This is a genomic window from Xanthobacter sp. YC-JY1, assembly GCF_021730305.1.
Classification (GTDB): domain Bacteria; phylum Pseudomonadota; class Alphaproteobacteria; order Rhizobiales; family Xanthobacteraceae; genus Xanthobacter; species Xanthobacter flavus.
The window spans coordinates 3,653,978-3,677,306 of the sequence record NZ_CP032674.1 but is presented as its reverse complement, the minus strand read 5'-3'; the positions used below and the strand labels follow the sequence as shown (position 1 = coordinate 3,677,306).

The following is a 23,329-nucleotide window of genomic DNA, read 5'->3' as shown; positions in this document are numbered from 1 at the left end:
ACCCGAGGCTTTCCATGGACCTCCCCCGCAATGCCTTCAAGGCGGCCCTGATCGAGGGCCGCCAGCAGCTCGGCCTCTGGTGCACCCTCTCCAGCGCCTATGCCACCGAAGTGGTGGCCGGCGCCGGCTATGACTGGCTGCTGCTCGACACGGAACATTCCCCGGCCGAGCTGACGACGGTCCTCGCCCAGTTGCAGGCCGTCTCGGCCTATCCGGTGTCCCCGGTGGTGCGGCCGGCGGCCAATGACACCGTGCTCATCAAGCGCCTGCTCGACATCGGCGCGCAGAGCCTGCTGATCCCCTACGTGCAGAATGCCGAGGAGGCCCGCGCGGCCGTGGCTGCCACGCGCTATCCGCCCGATGGCATAAGGGGCGTGTCCGCGCTGACCCGCGCCACTCGCTTCGGCCGCGTGAAGAACTATGCCCGCGAGGCCGCGCGGGAACTGTGCCTGCTGGTGCAGGTGGAGACGCAGGAAGCGCTGGACCAGATCGACGCCATCGCCGCCGTCGAGGGTGTCGATGGCATCTTCATCGGCCCCGGCGATCTCGCCGCGAGCCTCGGGCATGTGGGCGACCTGAAGCATGCCCGTGTGGTGGACGCCGTGGAAAATGCCGTCACCCGCATTCGCGCCGCCGGCAAGCCCGCGGGCATCCTCACGGGCGATGCCGCCTTCGCGAAGCGCTGCATCGATCTCGGCACGACGTTCACCGCCATCGGCGTCGATGCCGGCATCCTCGCGCGCCAGTCGGAACAGGCGCTCGCGGCCTTCCGCTAGACGGGGCCGAAGCCCGGCGTGGCAAGCCGCGTTGGGCTTCGGGCACGGGCGCGATCAGTAGAAGCGGGGAATGGGCCCGACCTGCGGGGTCTGGTCGGGCAGGTCCACCTCGACCTCGTCGATGTAGCACCAGCCCCAGCCCTCCGGCGGATCATAGCCCTCGATGATGGGGTGCCCGGTGGCCCTGAAATGCGCCCGGGCGTGACGATGGGGAGAATCGTCGCAGCAGCCCACATGGCCGCAGGTCCGGCACAGCCGCAGGTGGACCCAAGCGCTGCCGATCTTCAGGCATTCCTCGCACCCTTTGGCGCTGGGCGTGACCTCGTGAATGGCTTTTGCGTGCGTGCACGACATCAGGCCGTCTCCCTGCTGGCTTCCTCGGCGAACATGGCATGGATCTGGGCGACCACCGCGGCGCCCTCGCCCACGGCTGCGGCCACGCGCTTGGTGGAGCCGGCGCGCACATCGCCGATGGCGAACACGCCGGGCGTGCTCGTTTCCAGCGCGCGGGCACCCGCCCCGGTGATGATGAAGCCCTTGCCGTCGGTCTTCACGCAGGACGCCGCCCATGCGGCGTTCGGGTCCGCGCCGATGAACAGGAACATGTGCCGAAGCTCGCGCCGGTGCAGCGTGCCGTCGCGCCGGTCGCGGAAGGTTGCGGCGGTGAGGCCCGTGGTCCGGTTCCCCTCCAGGCTCGCGACTTCGCTCCCCACGTGCAGTTCCACATTGGGCAGTGCATCGATGCGGTCGATCAGGTAGCGCGACATGGTGTCGGCGAGCGGACGGCGCACCACCACGTGCAGCTTCTTCACCTGAGGGGCGAGGTACACGATGGCCTGCCCAGCGGAATTGCCGCCGCCGACGAGGGCCACCTCTTCCCCCGCACACAGGCGCGCCTCCACCGCCGAGACCCAGTAGGAAATGCCGGAGCGCTCGAACTTGGCGAGGTCGGGAACGTCCGGGCGGCGATAGCGGGCGCCGGAGGCGATCACCACCGCGCGCGCCCGGATATGACGGTCCCCCGCGCAGGCGAGTTTCAGCTCGCCGCCCGCGCAGTCCAGCCGCTCCACCGCCACCGGAATGGCGATCTCGGCGCCGAATTTCAGGGCCTGGTTGAAGGCCCGCCCGGCCAGAGCCTGGCCGGAAATGCCGGTCGGAAAGCCGAGATAGTTCTCGATCCGCGCCGAGGCGCCCGCCTGACCGCCCGAGGCGCGGGCATCGAGCACGATGACGGACAGGCCTTCCGACGCCCCGTAGACGGCTGCCGCGAGGCCCGCCGGGCCGGCGCCGACGATGGCGACATCGTAGAGCTTTGCGGGATCCAGCGCGGGAACGAGACCGAGGCAGCCGGCCATCTCCTCGACGGTGGGGCGCCGCAGGATCGGTCCGGTGGGGCAGACGATCAGCGGCAGGTCCTCGGGCGGAACGCCCATTCGAGCGACCAGAGCGCGCCCCTCCTCGTCGCTGCGCACATCGAGGACGAGGTTCGGCAGACCCGCGCGGTTCAGGAACACCTGCAGGTCGAGGATTTCCGGGCTGTCCGGCACGCCGATGAGGATCGTCCCGGACCCGCCCTCGGCGATCAGGTTCACGCGGCGCAGGATCAAAGCGCGCATGATGGTCTCGCCGATTTCGGCCGAGCCGATGACGAGCGCGCGCAGGTGGGTCGCGTCGAAGGGCAGGGCGGTGCAGCCGTCGGGTCCCGCCCTGCCGGCGGCGATGGCGGGGCGGCCATCCAGCTGGTTGACCTCGCCCGAGAACTGCCCCGCATGATGGACCGTGACGGGCGCCTCCCCGGACAGTCCATCGCGCCGGACCACCTCGATGGTGCCCTCGATCACCAGCCAGGTCGGCGCGCCCACGGCGCCGATGTCATAGAGGGTCTCGCCCGGCTCGAAGCGCTGCTCGGGCCCGTCCGCAAAGCGCCGCGCGGTGGCGATCTGCTCTGCGGTGAAGGTGGGATACATCTGGTGTTCGCGCGAGTTCGACGGCGTCACGGCATCCTCCAGTCGATCGCGCAGGCACACGACAGCCTGCGGGGGTCCAATGCTTGAGGACTTATCGCCGGCCCTATCGTTGGCGTCATCTATACGCAGGTGTGTATGGTGTTCCGATCGGCTGCGCCCGTACCTTTGGCATCGAGCCGCGCAGGGTATCGCGGTTACGGGCCGGGCGCGAAAAGCCAATGCTGGCGCCAATATCCAAGCCCGCCACCGCATCCCGCAGGCAATCTCATTCAAGGGTCACACGGAGGCTTTGCCAATGGCACGGAAGGTAGCGGATCTTGTGGTCGACGTGCTGGCCGAGGCCGGGGTCGAGCGCATTTATGGCGTGGTCGGCGACAGCCTGAACGGCATCACCGATTCCCTCCGGCGTCATGGCGGCATCGAGCCGTTCCACGTCCGACACGAGGAGGCGGCGGCCTTCGCGGCGGCGGGCGAAGCGCAGATCACCGGCAAGCTCGCCGTCTGCGCCGGCTCGTGCGGGCCGGGAAACCTCCACCTTATCAACGGCCTGTTCGATGCCAACCGGAGCCGGACGCCGGTGCTGGCCATCGCCGCGCAGATCCCCTCGGCAGAGATCGGCGGCGGCTATTTCCAGGAGACGCATCCGCAGTCGTTGTTCGCGGAATGCAGCGTCTATTGCGAGCTCGTCTCTGATCCCCGCCAGATGCCCTATGTGCTGGAGAATGCCATCCGCGCGGCGGTGGGCAAGCGTGGCGTTGCGGTGGTGGTGATCCCCGGCGACGTGGCGCTGCGCCCGGCGCCCGAGCGCGGCCCCTCAACGGCCGCCGGCCTTCTGCCCCCGGCGCCTATCGTTACCCCCGCCGCGGCGGAACTCGATGCGCTGGCAGACCTTTTGAACGGGGCGGAGCGCGTCACGCTGTTCTGCGGCCGGGGCTGTGCCGGCGCGCATGCCGAGCTGATGGCCTTCGCCGAGGCCCTGAAGAGCCCCATCGTCCACGCCCTCGGCGGCAAGGAATGGGTCGAGTACGATAACCCCTATGATGTCGGCATGACCGGCTTCATCGGCTTCAGGTCCGGCTACGATGCCATGCATTCCTGCGATCTGCTGGTGATGCTCGGCACGGATTTTCCCTACAAGCAGTTCCTGCCCAGCGACACGCGGATCGCCCAGATCGACATTCGCCCCGAACAGCTCGGCCGGCGCTGCAAGCTCGACCTCGGCGTGGTGGGCGACGTCGGAGCGACGCTCAAGGCCCTGCTGCCGCGCCTGACGGTCAAGGACGACCGCAGCCACCTCGACGAGGCGCTCGCCACCTACAAGACCTCCCGCGAGGGCCTCGACAGCCTGGCCACCGGCACGCCCGGCAAGAAGCCGATCCATCCGCAGTATCTGGCCAAGCTCCTGAGCGACAAGGCGGACGAGGATGCGGTGTTCACCTTCGACGTGGGCACGCCGACCATCTGGGCCGCGCGCTACCTCAGGATGAACGGCCTGCGGCGGCTGGTCGGCTCTCTCGTCCACGGATCCATGGCCAATGCCTTGCCGCAGGCCATGGGTATCCAGGCGTCCCAGCCGGGACGGCAGGTGATCTCCTTCTCCGGCGACGGCGGCCTGACCATGCTGATGGGCGAGCTGGTCACGCTCGTGCAGACGAAAACCCCCGTGAAGGTGGTGGTGGTCAATAACGGCGTGCTCGGCTTCGTGGCGCTGGAGATGAAGGTCGGCGGCTATCTGGAGGCAGGCGTCGATCTGGAAAATCCCGACTTCGCGGCCACTGCCCGTGCCATGGGCATCCACGCCATCCGCGTCGAGGACCCGGGTGACCTGCCGGGCGCGCTGGACGACATCCTCTCCCATGACGGGCCGGCCTTGCTCGACGTGGTGACCGCGCGGCAGGAACTCTCCATGCCACCCACCATCGAGGCCGAGGAGGTGAAGGGCTTCAGCCTCTGGCTGATCCGCGCGGTGATGAGCGGGCGCGGCGACGAGGTGATCGACCTCGCCAAGACCAACCTGCTGCCCCGCTGAGTTCCGCCCCCGCCCGGTTCGGCCGGGCTTCAACTGGCGGGCGGTGCGCCGCCCGCTCGCCGGCGTCCCCTTCCGGGGCGCCGGCGCGTTCATTTCGACGAAAAACTTGCCCCCTCGTCTCGCTCGTCCGGCGCGGAAGACGCCCGATGCGCGCTACGATCAGAAATCCTTGGAGACCGCCCATGCCAACCTTGTTCGATCCCATCCAGCTGGGCGCCATCGCGGCGCCGAACCGCATGTTCATGGCGCCCCTGACCCGTGGCCGCGGCACGCGCGAGCATGTGCCCACTGCGCTCATGGCGGAATATTACGCCCAGCGCGCCAGCGCCGGGCTCATCATCTCCGAGGCCACCGGCATCAGCCGTCAGGGCCTCGGCTGGCCCTTCGCGCCGGGCATCTGGAGCGAGGAGCAGGTCGCCGCCTGGCGGCCAGTCACCGATGCGGTGAAGCGCGCGGGCGGGCGCATCGTCTGCCAGCTCTGGCACATGGGGCGCATCGTGCATCCGAGCTTCCTTGATGGCGCGAAGGCGGTGTCCGCCTCGGCCACCACGGCGCCGGCCTATGCACACACCTATGACGGCAAGCAGCCCCACGCCGAGGCCCGCGCCCTGGACGCCGACGAGATTCCCGGCCTGCTGCTCGACTATCGCCGGGCGGCCCGCAACGCCCTTCTCGCCGGCTTTGATGGCGTGGAGATCCACGCCGCGAACGGCTATCTCATCGACCAGTTCCTGCGGGCCTCGGCCAATCACCGCACGGACGCCTATGGCGGCTCCATCGAGAACCGCGCCCGGCTGCTGCGCGAGGTGACGGAAGCGGTGGCCGGCGAGATCGGCGCCGACCGGACCGGCGTGCGCCTGTCGCCCAACGGGGAGAGCCAGGGCGTCAACGATCCCGATCCGGTGCCCCTGTTCCGGTATGCCGCCAAGCTCCTGTCGGACATCGGCATCGCCTTCCTCGAGCTGCGCGAGCCGCCGCCCGAGGGTACCCGCGGCAAGCCCGACCACCCGGCTGTTCATCCCGAGATCCGGGCCGTGTTCGACGGGCCGCTGGTGCTGAACTCGGATTTCGACGGCGCCCGCGCCATGGCCACGCTGGAGAAGGGCGAGGCGGACGCCATCGCCTTCGGTCGCGGCTTCCTCGCCAATCCCGATCTGCCCTCCCGCATCCAGCACGCGATCCCGCTCGCGCCGGACCACATGGAGACCTGGTACACGCAGGGACCGGAGGGCTACACCGACTATCCCACCGCAGACGTCGCGCTGCTCGACGAGGCGCTGGAGGAGACCTTCCCGGCCTCCGACCCCATCGCCACCGGCGATTTCCGATAGCTCTGGAGCGTCGCGGGCGGCGGGCGGCATGGTGATGTGCCCCGCCGCCCGCCGGGTTCCGCCGTGCCGGACCACTGGTGAGCCCAGGCGGGCGAGGGGGCGCGCTCACTTCACCAGCGGGCAGCCGCCTTCATTGAGCGGGCGGAACGCCTGCGCTGCCGGGATGGTGGCAAGGGTCTCGTAGACGTCCCATTCCCCCTTCGACTGGGCGGGGGTCTTCACCCGGAACAGGAACATGTCGTGCACGGCGCGGCCGTCGATGCGCACCTCGCCCTTGCCGAACAGGGGATCATCGATGGGCATCGCGCGCATCTTGGCGAGCACGGTGTTGGTGTCCTTGGTGCCGGCGGCCTCCACGGCCTTCAGATAGTGCATGATGGAGGAATAGACGCCGGCATGGACCTGCGTCGGCATCTTGCCCTTGTGGAGGGCGGCGAAGCGCTTGGCGAAGGCGCGGCTCGCGTCGTCGCGATCCCAGTAGAACGCTTCCGTCAGCACAAGCCCCTGCGCCAGCTTCAGGCCGAGCGCGTGGATGTCGGTGATGAAGGTGAACAGGCCGGCGATGGATTGCCCGCCCTGCACGATGCCGAATTCGGACGCCTGCTTGATGGCGTTGATCATGTCTTCGCCGCCGCTGGCGAGGCCCACCACTTTCGCGCCGGAGGATTGCGCCCGGACGAGGTAGGAGGAGAAATCGCTTGTTCCCAGCGGATGCTTGACCGAGCCCAGTACCTGCCCGCCGGCGGCCTTCACCACCGCCACCGTATCGCGTTCCATGGCGTGGCCGGAGGCCTGGTCCACGGCGATGAAGAACCAGCTGTTGCCGCCCTGGCGCACCATGGCGCTGCCGGTGCCGTTGGCATTGGCCCAGGTGTCGTAGGTCCAGTGAATGGTGTTGGGCGTGCACTTGGAGCCGGTGAGGTCGGCCGTCGCCGCGCCGGCATTGAGCTGGATCTTGTCCTTGTCCTTGACGATCTGGCTGACCGCCAGCGCGACCGGCGAGCCGGTGACGTCGCCGATGACGTCCACGCTTTCCTGATCGATCCATGAGCGGGCGATGACGGAGCCGATGTCCGCTTTGTTCTGGTGGTTGCCCGAGACGATCTCCACCTCGATGCCCTTGTCCTTCCCCTTGAAGTCCTCCACCGCGAGGCGGGCGGCGGCAACAGAGCCCGGACCTGCAAGATCCGAGTATGGTCCGCTCATGTCGCTCAGAATTCCGATCTTGATCCGGGTATCGGCCATCACCGGCCCCAGGCCCAGCGCGATCCCGGACAAAAGCGCGCATATGCTGATATAATGACGCATGGCGTATCCTCCCTGGCGCTTTATCGATCTGTCTTGTTTGGCGCCTATTTATGTCAATCACATTCCATATATTGTGTAAATATATTTGCCAATTTACGCGCCCGCGCTAGGGTGCTCTCCCGCGCCTGTCGCGGGATGTTCCGAGCGGAAAGGGCAGGGGGATGCAGGACTTCCATGTGAAGCCGGGAGACACGGCGGTCTTCACGAAGACGGTGGGCGAGAGCGACGTGTACCTGTTTGCCGGCATCACCGGCGACTTCGCCCCGAACCACGTCAACCTGGCCTACATGCAGCGCTCGCGCTTCGGCCGGTTGCAGGCCCATGGTGCGCTGCTGGTGGGCTTCATGTCTACGGTCGCCGGACTGATCGCGGCCCGAACGCCACCCGAGGCGAACGAGATCGCCGTCGCGCTCGGCTATGACCGCATCCGCTTCATCAAGCCGGTCTTCCTCGGCGATACGGTGACGACCCTCTATCGCGTCGCGACGGTGGATGCGGCGCGCCGGCGCGCCGGCGCCGACATCGAGGTCACGAACCAGGACGGCACGCTGGTTGCGGTCGCCTCCCACACGCTCGCCTGGCTGGCGAACCCGCCGGCTGCCGGATAGTGGCCCTCACGCCTCGCGCAGGTGCGCGAAGCGCCCCAGCAGCGCGGCGCGGATGTGCTCGGGGACGGGGATTTTCTGTAGCTCGCCCTCCCGCACGAACACCGCCACGAAGCCGGCGACGAAGCAGGTCCGCTCCTCCTGCACGCCCGTCACGCGAAACGTGATGGAGGTCGTGCCAAGCCGCGCCGGCTCCACATGACAGAACAGCGGGGCGCGCGGCGTGATGGGGGCCTTGAAGTCCATCTCCATGTGGACGAAGGGGCATCCGATGCCCAGGTCCACATTCATCCGGAACCAGTTGGTGCCATCCAGCAGGTCCTCCCAGAAGGCGTCGATGGCCTCGAGGGCGAAGTCGGGAATCTTGCCGGTATAGGCGATGCGCGCGGGGTCGCAGTCGCCGAAGCCGACCCGCCGCCGCCAGATGAATGCGTCCTCGCCCATGGGCCCTCGTCACATGTTGGGATAGTTCGGCCCGTCGCCGCCCTGCGGCGTCGTCCAGGTGATGTTCTGCAGGGGATCCTTGATATCGCACGTCTTGCAGTGGACGCAGTTCTGGAAGTTGACCACGAAGCGCGGGCCGCTGCCGACTTCCTCCACCACCTCGTAGACCCCGGCAGGGCAATAACGCTGGGCGGGCTCGGCGAACCTCGGCAGATTGACCGCCACGGGCAAAGCGGGATCGGCGAGCTTCAGGTGGGGCGGCTGGCTTTCCTCGTGGTTGGTGAAGCTGAACGCGACGTTGGTCAGCCGGTCGAAGGAGAGAATGCCATCCGGTTTGGGATAGGCGATGGGCGCGAAATCCCTGGCCTCTCCGGTTGATGCGGCATCGCTCTTGCCGTGCTTCAGGGTGCCCAGCAGGCTTGCTCCGAAAAGATCGTTGGTCCACATGTCGAGGCCCCCGAGCATCAGGGATGCGGTGAGGCCGTATCGCGACCAAAGCGGCTTCACGTTGCGCACCTTCTTCAGGTCCTTGCCGATGGCGCCGGTGCGGACCTCCGCCTCATAGGCGGTGAGCGTATCGCCGGCGCGACCGTCAGAGATGGCGGCGTGGGCCGCCTCGGCCGCCGCCTTGCCCGAGAGCATGGCATTGTGATTGCCCTTGATGCGCGGCACGTTCACGAGGCCGGCCGCGCAGCCAAGCAGCGCAACGCCGGGCGCCACCAGCGTGGGGATGGATTGCCACCCGCCTTCCGAGATTGCCCGGGCGCCGTAGGCCACACGCTTTCCTCCCGTCAGCAGCTCCGCGACCATCGGATGATGCTTGAAGCGCTGGAACTCCATGTAGGGCGAAAGATACGGATTGGCATAGTTCAGGTGGACGACGAAGCCGACATAGACCTGATTGTTGTCAATGTGATAGATAAATGACCCGCCGCCCGCGCTGGAGCCCAGTGGCCAGCCCATGGTGTGGGTGACCGTGCCTTCGCGGTGCTTGGCGGGGTCGATCTCCCAGATCTCCTTCATGCCGATGCCGAACTTCTGCGGGCAGTGCCCCCGGCCGAGGTCGAACCGGGAGATGACCTCCTTCGTCAGCGATCCGCGCACGCCCTCGCCAAGCAGGACATACTTGCCGTGGAGTTCCATGCCCGGTTCGTAGGCCGGGCCGGGCGTACCGTCGGCGAGGCGGCCGAACTCGCCCGCCACCACGCCCTTCACCTCGCCTTGATCGCCATAGACGAGCGACGAGCAGGCCATGCCGGGGAAGATTTCGACGCCCAGCTCCTCGGCCTGCCCGGCCATCCACCGGCACACATTGCCCATGGAGACGATGTAGGCACCATGGTTCGACATGAGCCGCGGCATGGGCCAATTTGGGATGCGGACGCCGCTGGTCTCGGTGAGGAAGTGGAAGTTGTCCTCGCGCACCGGCACGGTGATGGGTACGCCGCGCTCCCGCCAGTCGGGGATGAGCGCATCGAGGCCGGAGGGGTCGAGCACGGCGCCGGAAAGAATGTGCGCGCCCACCTCGGAGCCCTTCTCCAGCACCACGACGGACAGGTCGGGATCGAGCTGCTTCAGCCGGATCGCGGCGGAAAGTCCGGCGGGGCCTGCGCCGACGATGACCACGTCATAGGCCATGGCCTCCCTTTGAATGTCGGTCATGTCGTCCTCTCAGGCAGATCGTTCCGCCGGCGGCGGGTCCAGTCTTCGGCTGGCGGGTGATGCGTTCGATCGCGACGGGGCGCTATGCCTGCGTCACGCGCGCTTCAGATCGTCCGGGCCGAGCCCGTCACGCACCGCGCGGCGCAGGAGGTCGGGGACGCTCCAGGATAGCTTGTCCTGCGCTTCGAATGACTCGATCCGGCGCAGGATCTCGTGGAAGCCGAGATGGCCGGCATAGTGCATGGGGCCGCCGCGCCAGCGCGGGAATGCGTAGCCATGGATCATCACGAGGTCGATGTCGGCCGGGTGTGCCGCGATGCCTTCCTCGAGAATGCGGAAGCCTTCCTCGACCATGGCGGTCACGGCACGGGCGACAATCTCCTCATCCGGGAAGCTCCTGCGGGTGATGCCGGCACGCCTGGATTCCTCCACGACGATGGTGTCGATCTGCGCGGAGGGAGACGCGTTGCCGCCTTCATAGTCGTACCAGCCCGCCGACGTCTTGCGGCCGAGCCGGCCGGTCTCCTCGACGATCCGGTCGGCGATGGGGATGTAGCGGAAGCCCTGCTTCGTGCGCCAGCCGAGCCTTTTGCGGTTGGCATAGGCGATGTCGAGGCCCGAGAGGTCCTGCACCTCGTAGGGCCCCATGGCCATGCCGAAACCGCGCAGCGCCTGGTCCACCTGGGCCGGCAACGCGCCTTCCAACAGCATGATGTCACAGGTCTGGCGATAGCGGGTCAGGATGCGGTTGCCGATGAAGCCGTCGCACACGCTGGCCAGCACCGGGATCTTCTTCAGCCGCGCGGCGAGGCGCAGGGCCGTCGCCAGCGTCTCGGCGGAGGTGGTCCGCGCCCGGATGACCTCCACGAGCTTCATCACATGGGCCGGGCTGAAGAAGTGGAGGCCGAGGAAGCGCTCCGGATGGCGCAGGCCCTCCGCGATCCGGTTCACATCGAGATAGGAGGTGTTGGTGGCGAGGATGGTGCTCTGCGGTAGCGCCTGATCGAGCGCGGAGAAGACCTGCCGCTTCGCCTCCATGTCCTCGAACACCGCCTCAATGGCGAAGTCCGCCGGTGGCAGCGCGCCATAGCCATCATGGATCGAGAGGCGGGTCACCTGCTCGGCGGCGGCCGCCTCGGCCGTGGTCTTGCCCCGCTTGACCGCATCCGCATAGAGCCGCGCCACATTGGCCCGCGCCCGCTCGACGCCGGCCGCATCGTTTTCCACCAGTGCCACGGAAATGCCGAGCCCGACCAGCGCATAGGCGATGCCCGCACCCATATTGCCGCCACCCACGACGACGGCAGAGGCGATGTCCCGACCGCCCGCTTTGCCCTGTGCCATGGCGGTCCGCTCGGCGAAGAAAACATGGCGCAGGGCCGCCGCCTGATCGGAGGTCTTCAGGCCGAGAAAGGTCTCGCGCTCCAGCGCCAGCCCTTCGTCGAGGGGCAGGCGGGCGGCGGCCTCGATGAGATCGATGGCCTTCAGCGGCGCGATCTGGCCGGGGCTGCGCTTGGTCGCCTGCTGCCGCGCCGCTTTGATCGCATCCGCATCGGGCTGGGGCGCGGGGGGCACGCCGGTCGCCGGCCGCGCCGGGATCGGGAGGGTGGACGCCATCGCCACTGGATCGGTGGCGATGGCGTCCACCAGTCCCATCGTCTCCGCTTCCTGCGCCTGGATGATCCGGCCCTCGCTGATCAACGAAAGCGCAGGCCCGAGGCCCACGAGCCGTGGCAGACGCTGCGTGCCGCCAGCGCCGGGGACGATGCCGAGCGTCACCTCCGGCAGGCCAAGCGTCGCGCCCGGCGCAGCGATGCGCGCCCGGCAGGCGAGCGCGATCTCCAGCCCCCCGCCGAGGGCAGCGCCATTGATGGCCGCGATCACCGGAACCGGGAAGGTCTCGATGCGGCGGATAATATCCGGCAAATGCGGTTCGACGGGTGCGGCGGCGAATTCCCTGGCGTCGGCACCGGCGATGAAGGTCTTGCCGGCACCTGTCAGCACCACCCGGCTCACCCCCGTGGCCTCGGCAGCATCGAGCGCGGCGGCAAGCCCCTGCCGCACCGCATGGGACGTCACATTCACCGGCGGATTGTCGATGGTGACGCGCGCAATGCCGTCGGCGACGGCGAAATGAACAGGTCCGCTCATGTCGGTCTCACCTGACGCCAGACGGCGATGACGAGCAGTCACGGCCGTGACTGCTCGTATTCCTCGCGCAGCAGGGTGCGCAGGGCGAATTTCTGGATCTTGCCGGAGGCGGTGGAGGGCAGTTGTTCGCGCACTTCCATCCGCTCGGGAAAGTATTGCTTGGCGAGGTGCTGGCTTTCGAGGAAGGCGATCATCTCCTCGAAGCTGAAGGTCTTGCCCGCCTTCGGCACGACGAAGGCGCAGGCCCGCTCGCCCAGGCGCTCGTCGGGATAGGCGACGATGGCCACCTGCTGGATGCTCGGATGCTTGTAGAGCACGGACTCGATCTCGACCACGGGCAGGTTCTCGGCGCCGCGGATGATGACGTCCTTGGTGCGCCCGCAGATGCGGATGTAGCCCTTCTGGTCAATGCGGGCGATGTCGCCGGTGTCGAACCAGCCCTCGGCATCGGTAGCGTTCCACTGCGGCCGCTTGAGGTAGCCGCCGAAATTGGAGCAGCCCCGCACGAACAGCGCGCCGTCCTGACCGACCGGGAGCGCCGCGCCATCGGCGCCCCGGATCTGCAATTCCATGCCCGGCAGCACGAAGCCATCGGTGTTGATGGAGCGCTCGTCGGGGTCGGAGGGGGAGACGACCGTCACCGCGCCGTTTTCCGTCATGCCCCAGGCGGAGATGATCTTGGTGCCCAGAACCTTCCGCGCCCGCTCCACCAGCACGCCGGGAATGGCGGTGCCGGCGCACAGGAAGATGCGGAGGGAGGAGGAATCGGTGCCCAGTTCCTCGACCGTGTTGGTGATGTCCATGAGGAAGGGCGTCGAGGCCATGGTGAAGGTGGCGCCCTCCTGCGCGATGAGCCGCGCCGCCAGCGCCTTGTCCCAGCTGTCCATCAGCACCATGCGGGCCTTGAGCATGAACGGCATCAGGAGGCCGTACATGAAGCCGGTCTGGTGGGCCATGGGAGACGCCATCAGCACCACGTCCGCATCGCCCAGCCCGAGCCGTCCCGCATAGGCGATCAGGTTGGAATACATGGTGTTGGCGGTGTGCATCACCCCCTTGGGCTCGCCGGTGGTGCCGGAGGTGTAGATGAGCTGGCACACCGCATTGGCGTCGCTGCGGTCCCGGGCGCTGATCTCCTGGATGGCGGGCACCTCCGCGTCCAACGCGGGGTCGAGGAGGGAGGCTTCGAATGCGTCCGGTCCCGCGCCGCCCGCCACGACGAGGTGGCGCAGCTCGGGCAGGTCCGCCTGCAGCCGGTGCGCCATCGCCTCATGGTCAAAGCCGCGGAAGGCGCGGGGAACGGCGAACACCTTGGTCTCGCCGTGGCGGAGCATGAAGGAGAGCTCATGCTCGCGGAAGATGGGCATCACCGGGTTGAAGACGATGCCCAGCCGGAGGCAGGCGATGTAGAGCACCACGAATTCCCAGCCGTTCGGCAGCTGGCACGACAGCACATCGTCCTTGCCGAGGCCGAGGCGGCGCAGTCCTGCGGCGGCGCGCCAGGCGAGGCGGTCGAGCTCGGCATAGGTCAGCTCGCGCCGCGCGCCCGTGCCGGTCAGCACGGTGAGCACGGCCACGGCGTCCGGCTTCTCGGCGAGGCAGATCTCGAAATAGTCGAGCAGGGTCTTGCCCTGCCAGAAGCCTTCGGCCTCCATCCGGGCGCGGCGGGGCGCGATGAGCACGGCGTCGAATTGCATGGTTTCCTCCCCTGTCTCCGGATCAGCCGTTGACCGCGACCCGACCCGCCCGTTCGCGGGCGATGATGTTCTTCATGATGTGCGCGGTGCCGTCGCCGATCTGGAGGCCCAGCACGTCGCGCAGCCGCTGCTCGAACGGCAGCTCGGTGGAATAGGCGGCGTGGCCGTGGATCAGCAGGCAGGCATGGATCGCCTCATAGGCGAGGAGCGGCGGCCACCACTTGGCCATCGCCGCCTCCGCCACGTGCGGCAGGCCGTTGTCCTTCAGCCACAGCGCGTTGTAGCTCAGCAGCCGGGCGCCCTCGACGCGGGTGTCGAAATCGGCGAGCTGGTGGGTGATGCCCTGAAAGGAAGCCAGCGGCTTGCCGAAGGCGCGACGCTCGCCGATATAGGCCCACGCCTCGGCAAGGGACTGGCGGGCCGTTCCAAGGCATTGCAGGCCGATAAGCGAGCGGGAGAAGTCGAAGCCCTGCATCACCTGCACGAAGCCCTTGTTCTCCGCCCCGAGCAGGTGATCGGCAGGCACCCGCACATTGTCGAAGAAGATCGAGCCGCGGCCGATGGCGTGCTGGCCGAGGTCGGTGAAGCGGGTCGTCGAGATGCCGGGAGTGTCCATGGGCACGAAGATGGCGGACACGCCGTGCGCCTTGTCCTCGGGCCGTCCGGTGCGGGCGAAGACGACGGCGGCGGCGGCCTGGTCGGCGGCCGATATGGAGGTCTTCTCGCCGTTGATGACGTAATGGTCGCCGTCGCGCTCCATCCGCAGGCCGAGATTGGCCGCGTCGGAGCCGCCGCGCGGCTCGGTCAGGGCGATGGCCAGCAGGATCTCGCCGGCGGTCAGCTTCGGCAGCCAGTGGCGCTTGATCTCCGGATTGGCGAAGTTCGCGAGGATCTGGCCGTTGAGCGATGCGAGGACGTTCACATAGCCGAAGTTGAAGTCGCCCCGCGCGATCTCCTCGATGATGACGCCGGAATAGATGGAGCCGGCGCCGCTGCCGCCGAATTCCTCGGGCAGCTCGGGTGCGATCAGGCCGAGGCTGCCCATCTCGCGCACCAGATCCTTGCCGAACGTGCCGGTGTGCTCGCGCGCCTTGTAGCCGGGCGCGAGCTTGTCGACGGCGAATTTTGCGGCGAGATCGCGCAGGGCGACGAGGTCTTCGGTGTCGAAAACCGTTGGATAGGCCGTGGGAGTCATGGCTTGCCTGCCTTGGTTTCCTGGGTGCTTTTTCTTGCTGCCTGAGGGCTTCCCCGCCGTGCGCGGCGCGGTGTGCCGTGCGTCCGCCATGCCGCCGCCCTGACGGACGACATGGCGGCGCCGTCCTGTCCCTTGCGCCCCGTTGGCGGGACAGGACCGGACGACGGAGACGGCGCCCTACTTGCCGAACTTGCGGAAGTCGGGCTTGCGCTTCTCACGGAAGGCGACGCCGCCTTCCTTGCTTTCGTCGGTGTCGTAATAGAGGCTCAGCGCCCGCATCCCGAGGGCGGAGATGCCGCGGATGCTCTCGCTGTCGGCATTGAAGGACACCTTGGCGAGGGCGAGCGCCGTGGGCGAGCGCTCCATCAGCTCGGCCACCCAGCGGTCCACCTCAGCGTCGAGCTCCTCGTGCGGCACGACCGTATTGACGAGGCCCATGGCCAGCGCCTCGGCGGCGCTGTAGCGCTTGTTGAGGTACCAGATCTCCCGCGCCTTCTTCTCTCCCACCACGCGGGCGAGATAGGCGGTGCCGAAGCCCGGATCCACCGAGCCCACCTTGGGGCCGACCTGCCCGAACTGGGCCTTGTCGGACGCAATGGTAAGGTCGCAGATGGTGGCGAGCACGTTGCCGCCGCCGATGGCGAAGCCGTTCACGCGGGCGATGACCGGCTTCGGCACGTCGCGGATGAGGCTCTGCAGTTCGTCGATGGGCAGGCCGATGACGCCGCGCCCGTCATACTGCCCGTCATGGGCCGACTGGTCGCCGCCGGTGCAGAAGGCCTTGTCGCCGGCTCCGGTGAGCACGATCACGCCCACCTTGCGATCCCAGCCGGCGGTCTGGAAGGCGTGGATCAGCTCGTCCACGGTGTGGCCGCGGAAGGCGTTGTACTTGTCCGGCCGGTTGATGGTGATCCAGGCGGCGCCGCCGCGGATTTCGTAGAGGATATCCGTATAGCTCATGATTGATCCTCAGCCGTGCATGGTCAGGCCGCCGGAGACCGAAATCACCTGGCCGGTGATGAAGGCGGCGTCGTCGCTGGACAGGAACAGGATGGCGCCGGGCAGGTCCTCGGGCTTGCCGAGGCGGCCGAGCGGGACGGCGCGGGTGAAGGCGGTGCGCAGCTTTTCCTTGTCGCCGGCCGCTTCCATGAAGCTTTCCAGCATCGCCGTCTCGGTCACCCCGGGGCAGACGGTGTTGAAGGTGATGCCGTGGCGGGCGTTTTCCCGCGCCAGCGTCTTCATGAAGGCGATCACGCCGGCCTTGCAGGCGGCATAGACCGCCTCGCCGGACGAACCGACCCGCCCGGCGTCCGAGCCGATGGACACGATGCGCCCGCCCTGTCCGCGTGCGACCATGGAGGCCAGTACCGGCTTGGTGATGTTCAGCACGGCGCGCAGGTTGATATCGATGATCTTCGACCAGAAGTCGGGTTCCGACTTCAGGAAGGGGACGAACAGGTCCCAGCCCGCATTGTTGACCAGGACGTCGATGGGGCCGAAGTCGGCCTCCACCGTGGCGATCGCCTTGGCCACGGCGGCGTAGTCCGTGAGATCGACCACCAGGGCGATGGCCTCGCCCCCGCCGGCCTTGATCTCCTCCACCACCGTCTCGGCCGCGGCGGCGCTGATATCCGCCACGATGACGCGCGCGCCATCCTCGGCAAAGCGCCGGCAGGTCGCCGACCCGATGCCGCCGCCACCGCCAGTTACAACAACGACTTTCCCTTTCAAACCCCGCACGATGGCATTCCTTCCCAAATCGCGATCCGGAGATGAAGCGTTCATAACCGCCACATTGCGTCATATCGTGGGATTAAGGCGTCCCGGAACAGCAACCAACTCCGTGCGATGAAACTACGGCCATCGCGGATTTTATGTCAATATATTTCCATTACTGCACCGCACGCGCGTCCCTTGACCGCGCGGTGCGGCGCGGTCAGAGTGCAGGAATGACGAAGGATGGCGGCGGTTCGCGGGGCATTTCGCCGGGCTTGAGCAACAGGCTCTTCTTCCGGCTCTATCAATGCGCCAACATGTTGCACAAAACAGGGACCCGGGCCCTGGATGACTACGAGATCACCACCCAGCAATGGGCGGTGCTCGGCGCGCTGACCCGCCCGGCCTTCGCGGAGGGCGTGGCCGTGGGCGATCTCGCCGCCTTCCTGCTGGTCACGCGGCAGAATCTGGCCGGCGTGCTGCAGCGGCTCGAGGCCATGGACTATGTGGAGCGCACGGTCGACGCCAACGACAACCGCTCGCGACTCATTCGCCTGACGCCCAAGGGGCGGAGCCTGTGGGACGCCAACATGCGTCCCGTAATCGCGGACTATTACGACGCGGCGCTCGCCGGCTTCTCCACCGAGGACCGGATCCACATGATCCACTACCTCGACAAGATGCTGACCAACTTCAAGGCCCTCGATCCGGAAGCCTCCGCCCGCCACGAGGAGGAGGTGCGGGCAGCCGCGCCCGCACCGACGCCTAGAGTCCGGCGCGTGCCCTCGCCTCGGCGGTGAGGGCCTTGGCGATGATGATCTGCTGGATCTGGGTCGTGCCCTCGTAGATCCGGAACAGGCGCGCGTCCCGATAGAGCTGCTCGGCCCGGTACTCGCGGATATAGCCGTTGCCGCCATGGACCTGCACGTTGCGGTCGGCGATGCGGCCCACCGCCTCGGAGGCGAACATCTTGGCGCAGGAGGCTTCCACGCTTACATCCTCGCCCGCATCCCGCTTCCGGGCCGCATCCAGCACCATGCAGCGGGCCGCGTAGGCGTCGGCCTTCGAATCGGCGAACATGGCCTGAAGCAGTTGGAAGTCCGCCAGCGGCCGGCCGAACTGCCGGCGCCCGACCGCATAGGCGAGCATGTCGTCGAGGATGCGCTCGGACAGGCCGACGCAGGCGGCCGCGATATGCAGGCGGCCCTTGTCGAGCACCTTCATGGCGGTCTTGAAGCCCTGCCCCTCGACCCCGCCGATCAGCGCGGAGGCCGGCACCCGGCAATCCTCGAAGATCACGTCGCACACATGGGCGCCCTGCTGGCCCATCTTCTTCTCCACCTTGCCGGTGGAAAGCCCCGGCGTGCCGCGCTCCACGGCGAAGGCCGATACGCCGGCCGCGCCCTTCTGGGATGGGTCGGTGCGGGCCATGACGGTGAACAGGCTGGCGTGCGGGGCGTTGGTGATGAAGCGCTTGGTGCCGTTGAGCACATAGGCGTCGCCCTCGCGCCGCGCCGTGGTCCTCACCGATCCCGCATCTGACCCTACCTCCGGCTCGGTGAGGGCGAATGAGCCGATGATGTCGCCGGAGGCGAGGCCGGGCAGATATTTTGCTTTCTGCTCGGGCGTGCCGTCGATGGCGATGCCCTGCATGCCGATGCCGACATTGGTGGCGAACATGGAGCGGAAGGCGGGGGCGGCGCGGCCCAGCTCGAACACCGCGAGCACCTCCTCCTCCATGGTGAGGCCGAGGCCGCCATAGTCCTCGGGCGCGGTGAGGCCGAACAGGCCGAGGTCGCGCATCCCCGCAACGATCTCGTCCGGAATGGCGTCGCTCTCGGCCACCTCTGTCTCGGCGGGGATCAGCCGCTCATCGACGAAGCGGCGGATCGTGCCGATGAGCTGGGACAGGGTCCCGGGATCCAGAGCCATGACATCCTCCCCATTATATGGAAATATATTTGCATATATAATCGACAGCGGGGACCGTGCAAGCGTGGAGTTTGATGCCGATTTGAGGCCTCGTAGCTGGCCTCGCGGCGTCTTGCCTGATGCGCAGGTATGACAATATATTTTCCGAAATTCGGGAGGAAAAGCCGTGAAGGCCATTGTTCTGACGAAACGCGGCGTCGATGGCGTCGTGCTGCAAGACATGCCCGAGCCTGCCGTGCCGAGCGGATGGGCGAAGGTGCGCATGCGTGCGGCCTCCATCAATCGCGTGGATCTCTACATGCGCGACTCCGGCGCGGGCATCACCCATGAGCTGCCGCTCATCATGGGGGTGGATGGCGCCGGCGAGGTGGTGGAAGTCCCGGACGGGTCTGGCTTCTCGCCGGGCGACAAGGTGGTTCTCTACCCCTATGAGTTTTGCGGCACCTGTCGGTCCTGCCTCGCGGGCGACCAGCCGCTCTGCCATTCCGCCCGCATCCTCGGTGAGCATCGTCACGGCACCTTCGCGGAGTATGTCGCGCTGCCGGCGCGTGCCCTGGTCAAGCTTCCTGATGACGTGGACATGGACCAGGCGGCGGTGCTGGGCGTCGCCTATCTCACGGCGTGGCGCATGGTGTTCGGCAAGGCGCCCGCGGGCCCCGGCAGCGTCGTGCTGATCCAGGGCGCCGGCGGCGGCGTCTCCTATGCCGCCATGCAGCTGGCGCGCATGGCCGGGGCGCGCGTCATCGTCACCACCACGGGCGAAGACAAGATCGCCCATTTCCGCGATCTCGGCATCGCCACCATCGACTATCGCACCGAGGACGTGCCCAAGGCGGTGCAGGCTCTCACGCGGGGCGAGGGGGCGGACCTCGTCATCGACAATGTGGGTGAGCGCACCTGGAGCAGTTCGCTCAAGTCTCTCGCCCGGGGCGGTCATCTCGTCACCTGCGGCGCGACCACCGGGGGCCATCCCTCGGCCGACATCCAGCGCCTGTTCGTGCGGCAGCTGTCCGTGCACGGCTCCACCATGGGCTCCATGGAGGAGTTCCGGCGGCTCATGCTCGCCTTTGCCGGCGGCGGACTCGCGCCGCCCATCGACAGCGTGTTCCCGCTGGCCGAGGTACCCGCGGCCTTTGCACGGCTCGAGGAGCCGGCGCGGCTCGGCAAGATCCTGATCCATATTTCGTGAGCGACTTATGACCTACGAGAGCATCCTCACTGCCACGGATGGTGCCGTTGGCATCATCACCCTCAACCGCCCGGAGGCGCTGAATGCGCTGAACAGCCGGATCACCGCCGAGCTTTCGCAGGCTGCAGCCGCCTTCGATGCCGACCCCGCCATCGGCGCGATCGTCGTCACCGGCTCGGAGCGGGCGTTCGCGGCCGGCGCCGACATCAAGGAAATCAAGGACAAGACCTTTGCCGAGGTCTACGAGGAGCAGCTCATCACCGCCACCTGGGAAGGGCTCTCGCGGGTTCGCAAGCCCACCATCGCGGCGGTCTCGGGCCATGCCATCGGCGGCGGCTGCGAGGTCGCCCTGATGTGCGACATCATCATCGCATCGGAGACGGCGCGGTTCGCTCTGCCGGAAACCACCATCGGCATCATCCCCGGCGCCGGCGGCACCCAGCGGCTCACCCGCATCGTAGGCAAGGCCGTGGCGATGGACATGATCCTCACCGGTCGGGCACTTTCCGCCCAGGAGGCGCTTGCCATGGGCCTCGTCAGCCGCGTCGTGCCCGCGGGCACCCACGTCGCCGAGGCCGTCGCGATCGCGGCCCGGATTTCCGCCTCGTCCGGTCCGGTGGTGCGCCTCGCCAAGGAGGCCGTGAACCAGGCCTACGAGACGCATCTTCAGGAGGGGCTCTATGTGGAGCGCCGGCTCCTCTACGCCACCTTCGCCCTGGAGGACCGGCGCGAGGGCATGAATGCCTTCGCGGAGAAGCGCAAGCCGATCTTCCGCGGCCTCTAGCGGGCCCGGCCCCATCGGGTTGCGCCGCGCAATATCCCTGCATCGAAAGCGGCCCTGCGTCGTTCATACTCCGTGCTTCGAGGAGACGGCAGATGGACAGGCGAAGGCTATTCGAGGTCAGCAGCGGTGCGCGCCGTTCCGCCGACGCAACGCTGGGAACGCGCGCGGACATGACGCCCGCTCGTGCCCGGCCGTGAAGATCGCGACCTTCAACGTCAACGGCGTGAACGGCCGGCTGCCGGTTCTCCTGCGCTGGCTCGCCGAGGCCGCGCCGGATGTGGTCTGCCTTCAGGAGCTCAAGGCACCCGACGAACGGTTTCCCATCGGGGCCATCGAGAAGGCCGGATATGGCGCCATCTGGCACGGCCAGAAGAGCTGGAACGGCGTCGCGATCCTCTGCCGTGGGGCGGACCCCATCGAGACCCGCCGAGGCCTGCCGGGCGACCCGGACGATGCCCAGAGCCGCTACATCGAGGCGGCGGTGAACGGCATCCTCGTCGGCTGTCTCTACCTGCCCAACGGCAATCCGGCGCCGGGCCCGAAATTCGATTACAAGCTCGCGTGGTTCCGGCGCCTGACCGCCTACGCTGCGGGGCTCCTCGACCTCAAGGTGCCCGTGCTCCTCGCCGGCGATTTCAACGTCATGCCGACCGACCTCGACGTCTACAATCCCGCGCGGTGGCAGGAGGATGCGCTGTTTCGGCCGGAGGTGCGGAGCGCGTTCCACGCGCTCGTCGGCCAGGGCTGGACGGATGCGCTGCGGGCGCTGCATCCGGACGAGCGCATCTACACCTTCTGGGACTATTTCCGGAATGCCTGGGGGCGCGACGCCGGGCTGCGGATCGACCACTTCCTTTTGAGCCCGGAACTCGCGCCGCGGCTCGCCGCAGCGGACGTGGACCGGGCGGTCCGTGGGTGGGAGAAAGCGAGCGACCATGCGCCGGAGTGGATCGAGCTTGCCGAGCCGGGGCCCAAGGCCGGCAGGCGATAGGGGCGGGGGCTGCCTTCCCCCTCAGCCCATCCCGTATTGCCTGATCTTGGCGTAGAGGCTGCTGCGCGACAGGCCGAGGCGCGCGGCCGCCTCGCGCTTGTTGCCGCCCGCCTGCGCCAGCGCATCGGCCATCATGGTGCGCTCCATCCGGGCTACGGCGGACGCGAGGTCGAGGTTCGGTGCGGTTTCCGTCGCGGCCTCGGGCGGGGCGGGGAGGACGTCCGCGACGTGGCTCGCCTCGATTCGCGCGCCGTCGCTGCGCACATAGATTTGCTCGATGACGTTGGCGAGCTCGCGCACATTGCCCGGCCAGTCATGGCGCTCCAGCCGCGCCACGGCGGCCGCCGTCAGCGGACGCACGGCGACGCCGAAGGCGGCGGCGGTCTGCTCGCTGAAGCGGGTGGCGAGCAGTTCCACGTCTCCCGCCCGCTCGCGCAAGGGCGGCAGGTGGATGGGCAGCACGTTGAGCCGGTAATAGAGATCCTGCCGGAACGTCCCCGCGCGCACCATATCGGCGAGGGGGCGGCTGGTGGCGGCGATGATCCGCACGTCCACCCGCGAGGGCTGGTTGGAGCCCACGGGCTCCACCTCCCCATCCTGCAGGGTGCGCAGCAGCTTCGCCTGTAGCGCCAGCGGCATGTCGCCGATCTCATCGAGGAACAGCGTGCCCTCGTGGGCGATCTGGAACTTGCCGGGGCGCGGCTGGCGGGCCGCGCCGGTGAAGGCGCCCGGCGCCACGCCGAAGAACTCCGCCTCCAGCAGGTTTTCCGGCACCGCCGCGACGTTGATGGCCACGAACGGCCGGCTCATGCGCTTTGAGGCGGCATGGATGGCATGCGCCGCCATTTCCTTGCCCGTGCCGGTCTCGCCGAGAAGCAGCACGGCAGACCCGACCTCGCCGGCCCGGCGCAGCAGGCGCGCCAGCTGCCGCATGGCGGGGCTCGCGCCGAGGATATGCTCGGCGGTGAAGCGCACGGCCCGCTTGGCGGAGAAGGCCTGCTCCATCCGGCTGAGGCGCGACTGCATCTGGTGTAGCCGCTCGGCGATGGGCCGCAGATAGGGAATGCTGTCCTTGAGGGCGAAGGCGATGGCGCCGATGATCGCGCCGGTCTCGTCCCGCAGCGGAAGCCGCGTCACCAGCAGCCAGCGGTCGCCATACTGGATGATGTCGAGGGGATGAGGATGGCCGGTCTCCACCACCTCGCGCATCCGGCTATGGGGGATGACGCGCTCGATTTCCTGCCCCACGAGCTCGGCAAGGTCCGTCTTGCCCAGCAGCGCCAGCTGGCCCTCGCTGAACCAGACGACGCGGGACTCCCGATCGACCAGGGTCGCCCCGTCGATCATGCCCTCCACCATGCCCAGAAGCGCCCTGGCGGCGGCGAAGCGTTCGTCGGCGATGGTGGTCATGGGCCAATCCGGATGGATGGGTGTCCAAATTCTAGACAAGTGTGTCGGTGATCTGGACAGCAGGCGCGCCGGCCGTTGTCAATGCACAAATCGAGCCCTTCGCGGACGGGTCTCGGTAAGGTCGAGGCGCCTCAGTCCGGAA

20 protein-coding genes are annotated in these 23,329 nt (G+C 67.9%); 8 read left to right on the top strand and 12 right to left on the bottom strand.

Going from position 1 to position 23,329, the window contains the following annotated elements; genetic code table 11:
• The first annotated feature begins 14 nt into the window (after positions 1 to 14).
• On the top strand, positions 15 to 776 hold the full coding sequence (gene hpaI, locus D7006_RS17240) for a 4-hydroxy-2-oxoheptanedioate aldolase (RefSeq protein ID WP_237353901.1): 762 nt from the start codon (positions 15 to 17) through the stop codon (positions 774 to 776).
• Positions 777 to 830: 54 nt separating this feature from the next.
• On the opposite strand, the gene D7006_RS17235 is transcribed toward hpaI, so the two are convergent.
• Together D7006_RS17235 and D7006_RS17230 are read right to left on the bottom strand one after the other, a co-directional pair.
• Positions 831 to 1,130, bottom strand: a complete 300-nt coding sequence (locus tag D7006_RS17235; RefSeq protein WP_237353900.1) for a UBP-type zinc finger domain-containing protein — start codon at positions 1,128 to 1,130, stop codon at positions 831 to 833.
• Positions 1,130 to 2,773, bottom strand: a complete 1,644-nt coding sequence (locus D7006_RS17230; protein ID WP_237353899.1) for an FAD-dependent oxidoreductase — start codon at positions 2,771 to 2,773, stop codon at positions 1,130 to 1,132. Before D7006_RS17230 ends, D7006_RS17235 begins: the two co-directional genes overlap by 1 nt.
• A gap of 265 nt (positions 2,774 to 3,038) precedes the next feature.
• Between D7006_RS17230 and poxB the strand changes: the two genes are divergently transcribed.
• Both poxB and D7006_RS17220 read left to right on the top strand, forming a co-directional pair.
• Positions 3,039 to 4,772, top strand: coding sequence for a ubiquinone-dependent pyruvate dehydrogenase (poxB, locus tag D7006_RS17225; RefSeq protein WP_237353898.1), 1,734 nt, complete (start codon positions 3,039 to 3,041; stop codon positions 4,770 to 4,772).
• Between the two features lie 182 nt (positions 4,773 to 4,954).
• Positions 4,955 to 6,103: an alkene reductase gene (locus D7006_RS17220; protein WP_237353897.1), complete on the top strand. Its 1,149-nt coding sequence runs from the start codon at positions 4,955 to 4,957 to the stop codon at positions 6,101 to 6,103.
• A gap of 105 nt (positions 6,104 to 6,208) precedes the next feature.
• Here D7006_RS17220 and D7006_RS17215 read toward each other — a convergent pair whose 3' ends face one another.
• Complete coding sequence (locus D7006_RS17215; RefSeq protein ID WP_237353896.1) at positions 6,209 to 7,411, bottom strand: ABC transporter substrate-binding protein; 1,203 nt, start codon at positions 7,409 to 7,411, stop codon at positions 6,209 to 6,211.
• 161 nt (positions 7,412 to 7,572) lie between these two features.
• On the opposite strand from D7006_RS17215, the gene D7006_RS17210 reads away from it, so the two are divergent.
• Complete coding sequence (locus tag D7006_RS17210) at positions 7,573 to 8,019, top strand: MaoC/PaaZ C-terminal domain-containing protein (RefSeq protein WP_237353895.1); 447 nt, start codon at positions 7,573 to 7,575, stop codon at positions 8,017 to 8,019.
• A 6-nt stretch (positions 8,020 to 8,025) separates the two neighbouring features.
• Here D7006_RS17210 and D7006_RS17205 read toward each other — a convergent pair whose 3' ends face one another.
• The 7 genes from D7006_RS17205 to D7006_RS17175 all read right to left on the bottom strand — a co-directional run bounded on the left by D7006_RS17205 (position 8,026) and on the right by D7006_RS17175 (position 16,905).
• Positions 8,026 to 8,460: a thioesterase family protein gene (locus D7006_RS17205; protein WP_237353894.1), complete on the bottom strand. Its 435-nt coding sequence runs from the start codon at positions 8,458 to 8,460 to the stop codon at positions 8,026 to 8,028.
• Between the two features lie 9 nt (positions 8,461 to 8,469).
• Positions 8,470 to 10,122 (bottom strand): electron transfer flavoprotein-ubiquinone oxidoreductase, encoded by a 1,653-nt coding sequence (locus D7006_RS17200; RefSeq protein ID WP_237353893.1) that lies wholly within the window; start codon positions 10,120 to 10,122, stop codon positions 8,470 to 8,472.
• Between the two features lie 93 nt (positions 10,123 to 10,215).
• Entirely contained in the window at positions 10,216 to 12,273 is a 2,058-nt protein-coding gene (locus D7006_RS17195) for a 3-hydroxyacyl-CoA dehydrogenase NAD-binding domain-containing protein (protein WP_237353892.1), read from the bottom strand.
• A gap of 38 nt (positions 12,274 to 12,311) precedes the next feature.
• Positions 12,312 to 13,970 (bottom strand): cyclohexanecarboxylate-CoA ligase, encoded by a 1,659-nt coding sequence (gene aliA, locus D7006_RS17190; protein ID WP_237353891.1) that lies wholly within the window; start codon positions 13,968 to 13,970, stop codon positions 12,312 to 12,314.
• A gap of 22 nt (positions 13,971 to 13,992) precedes the next feature.
• Positions 13,993 to 15,165 carry a cyclohexanecarboxyl-CoA dehydrogenase gene (gene aliB, locus D7006_RS17185; RefSeq protein ID WP_237353890.1) on the bottom strand — a complete coding sequence of 391 codons (1,173 nt, stop codon included), beginning with the start codon at positions 15,163 to 15,165 and terminating at the stop codon, positions 13,993 to 13,995.
• Between the two features lie 177 nt (positions 15,166 to 15,342).
• Positions 15,343 to 16,125 (bottom strand): 2-ketocyclohexanecarboxyl-CoA hydrolase, encoded by a 783-nt coding sequence (gene badI, locus D7006_RS17180; RefSeq protein WP_237353889.1) that lies wholly within the window; start codon positions 16,123 to 16,125, stop codon positions 15,343 to 15,345.
• 9 nt (positions 16,126 to 16,134) lie between these two features.
• Positions 16,135 to 16,905 carry an SDR family NAD(P)-dependent oxidoreductase gene (locus D7006_RS17175; RefSeq protein ID WP_237353888.1) on the bottom strand — a complete coding sequence of 257 codons (771 nt, stop codon included), beginning with the start codon at positions 16,903 to 16,905 and terminating at the stop codon, positions 16,135 to 16,137.
• Positions 16,906 to 17,114: 209 nt separating this feature from the next.
• Here D7006_RS17175 and D7006_RS17170 point away from each other — a divergent pair, with 209 nt between their 5' ends.
• Complete coding sequence (locus D7006_RS17170) at positions 17,115 to 17,681, top strand: MarR family winged helix-turn-helix transcriptional regulator (RefSeq protein WP_281809818.1); 567 nt, start codon at positions 17,115 to 17,117, stop codon at positions 17,679 to 17,681.
• Here D7006_RS17170 and D7006_RS17165 read toward each other — a convergent pair.
• Positions 17,647 to 18,813, bottom strand: a complete 1,167-nt coding sequence (locus tag D7006_RS17165; protein WP_237353886.1) for an acyl-CoA dehydrogenase family protein — start codon at positions 18,811 to 18,813, stop codon at positions 17,647 to 17,649. The genes D7006_RS17170 and D7006_RS17165 overlap by 35 nt on opposite strands.
• 166 nt (positions 18,814 to 18,979) lie before the next feature.
• Between D7006_RS17165 and D7006_RS17160 the strand changes: the two genes are divergently transcribed.
• The 3 genes from D7006_RS17160 to xth all read left to right on the top strand — a co-directional run bounded on the left by D7006_RS17160 (position 18,980) and on the right by xth (position 21,777).
• A complete protein-coding gene (locus D7006_RS17160) occupies positions 18,980 to 20,002 on the top strand; it encodes a zinc-binding dehydrogenase (protein WP_237353885.1) in 1,023 nt (340 codons plus the stop codon).
• Positions 20,003 to 20,009: 7 nt separating this feature from the next.
• Positions 20,010 to 20,786: an enoyl-CoA hydratase-related protein gene (locus D7006_RS17155; protein ID WP_169123075.1), complete on the top strand. Its 777-nt coding sequence runs from the start codon at positions 20,010 to 20,012 to the stop codon at positions 20,784 to 20,786.
• 193 nt (positions 20,787 to 20,979) lie between these two features.
• The gene (gene xth, locus D7006_RS17150) at positions 20,980 to 21,777 is read left to right on the top strand and encodes an exodeoxyribonuclease III (RefSeq protein ID WP_237353884.1); all 798 of its coding nucleotides are present in this window, start codon (positions 20,980 to 20,982) and stop codon (positions 21,775 to 21,777) included.
• A gap of 21 nt (positions 21,778 to 21,798) precedes the next feature.
• Here the strand turns inward: xth and D7006_RS17145 are convergent, their stop codons facing one another.
• On the bottom strand, positions 21,799 to 23,187 hold the full coding sequence (locus tag D7006_RS17145; RefSeq protein WP_237353883.1) for a sigma-54-dependent Fis family transcriptional regulator: 1,389 nt from the start codon (positions 23,185 to 23,187) through the stop codon (positions 21,799 to 21,801).
• Positions 23,188 to 23,329 lie beyond the last annotated feature (142 nt).

Coding starts and splice junctions, on each gene's coding strand:
- hpaI (WP_237353901.1), top strand. CDS start 15: ATGGACCTCCCCCGCAATGCCTTCAAGGCGGCCCTGATCGAGGGCCGC.
- D7006_RS17235 (WP_237353900.1), bottom strand. CDS start 1,130: ATGTCGTGCACGCACGCAAAAGCCATTCACGAGGTCACGCCCAGCGCC.
- poxB (WP_237353898.1), top strand. CDS start 3,039: ATGGCACGGAAGGTAGCGGATCTTGTGGTCGACGTGCTGGCCGAGGCC.
- D7006_RS17220 (WP_237353897.1), top strand. CDS start 4,955: ATGCCAACCTTGTTCGATCCCATCCAGCTGGGCGCCATCGCGGCGCCG.
- D7006_RS17215 (WP_237353896.1), bottom strand. CDS start 7,411: ATGCGTCATTATATCAGCATATGCGCGCTTTTGTCCGGGATCGCGCTG.
- D7006_RS17210 (WP_237353895.1), top strand. CDS start 7,573: ATGCAGGACTTCCATGTGAAGCCGGGAGACACGGCGGTCTTCACGAAG.
- D7006_RS17205 (WP_237353894.1), bottom strand. CDS start 8,460: ATGGGCGAGGACGCATTCATCTGGCGGCGGCGGGTCGGCTTCGGCGAC.
- D7006_RS17200 (WP_237353893.1), bottom strand. CDS start 10,122: ATGACCGACATTCAAAGGGAGGCCATGGCCTATGACGTGGTCATCGTC.
- D7006_RS17195 (WP_237353892.1), bottom strand. CDS start 12,273: ATGAGCGGACCTGTTCATTTCGCCGTCGCCGACGGCATTGCGCGCGTC.
- aliA (WP_237353891.1), bottom strand. CDS start 13,970: ATGCAATTCGACGCCGTGCTCATCGCGCCCCGCCGCGCCCGGATGGAG.
- aliB (WP_237353890.1), bottom strand. CDS start 15,165: ATGACTCCCACGGCCTATCCAACGGTTTTCGACACCGAAGACCTCGTC.
- badI (WP_237353889.1), bottom strand. CDS start 16,125: ATGAGCTATACGGATATCCTCTACGAAATCCGCGGCGGCGCCGCCTGG.
- D7006_RS17170 (WP_281809818.1), top strand. CDS start 17,115: ATGACGAAGGATGGCGGCGGTTCGCGGGGCATTTCGCCGGGCTTGAGC.
- D7006_RS17165 (WP_237353886.1), bottom strand. CDS start 18,813: ATGGCTCTGGATCCCGGGACCCTGTCCCAGCTCATCGGCACGATCCGC.
- D7006_RS17155 (WP_169123075.1), top strand. CDS start 20,010: ATGACCTACGAGAGCATCCTCACTGCCACGGATGGTGCCGTTGGCATC.
- D7006_RS17145 (WP_237353883.1), bottom strand. CDS start 23,187: ATGACCACCATCGCCGACGAACGCTTCGCCGCCGCCAGGGCGCTTCTG.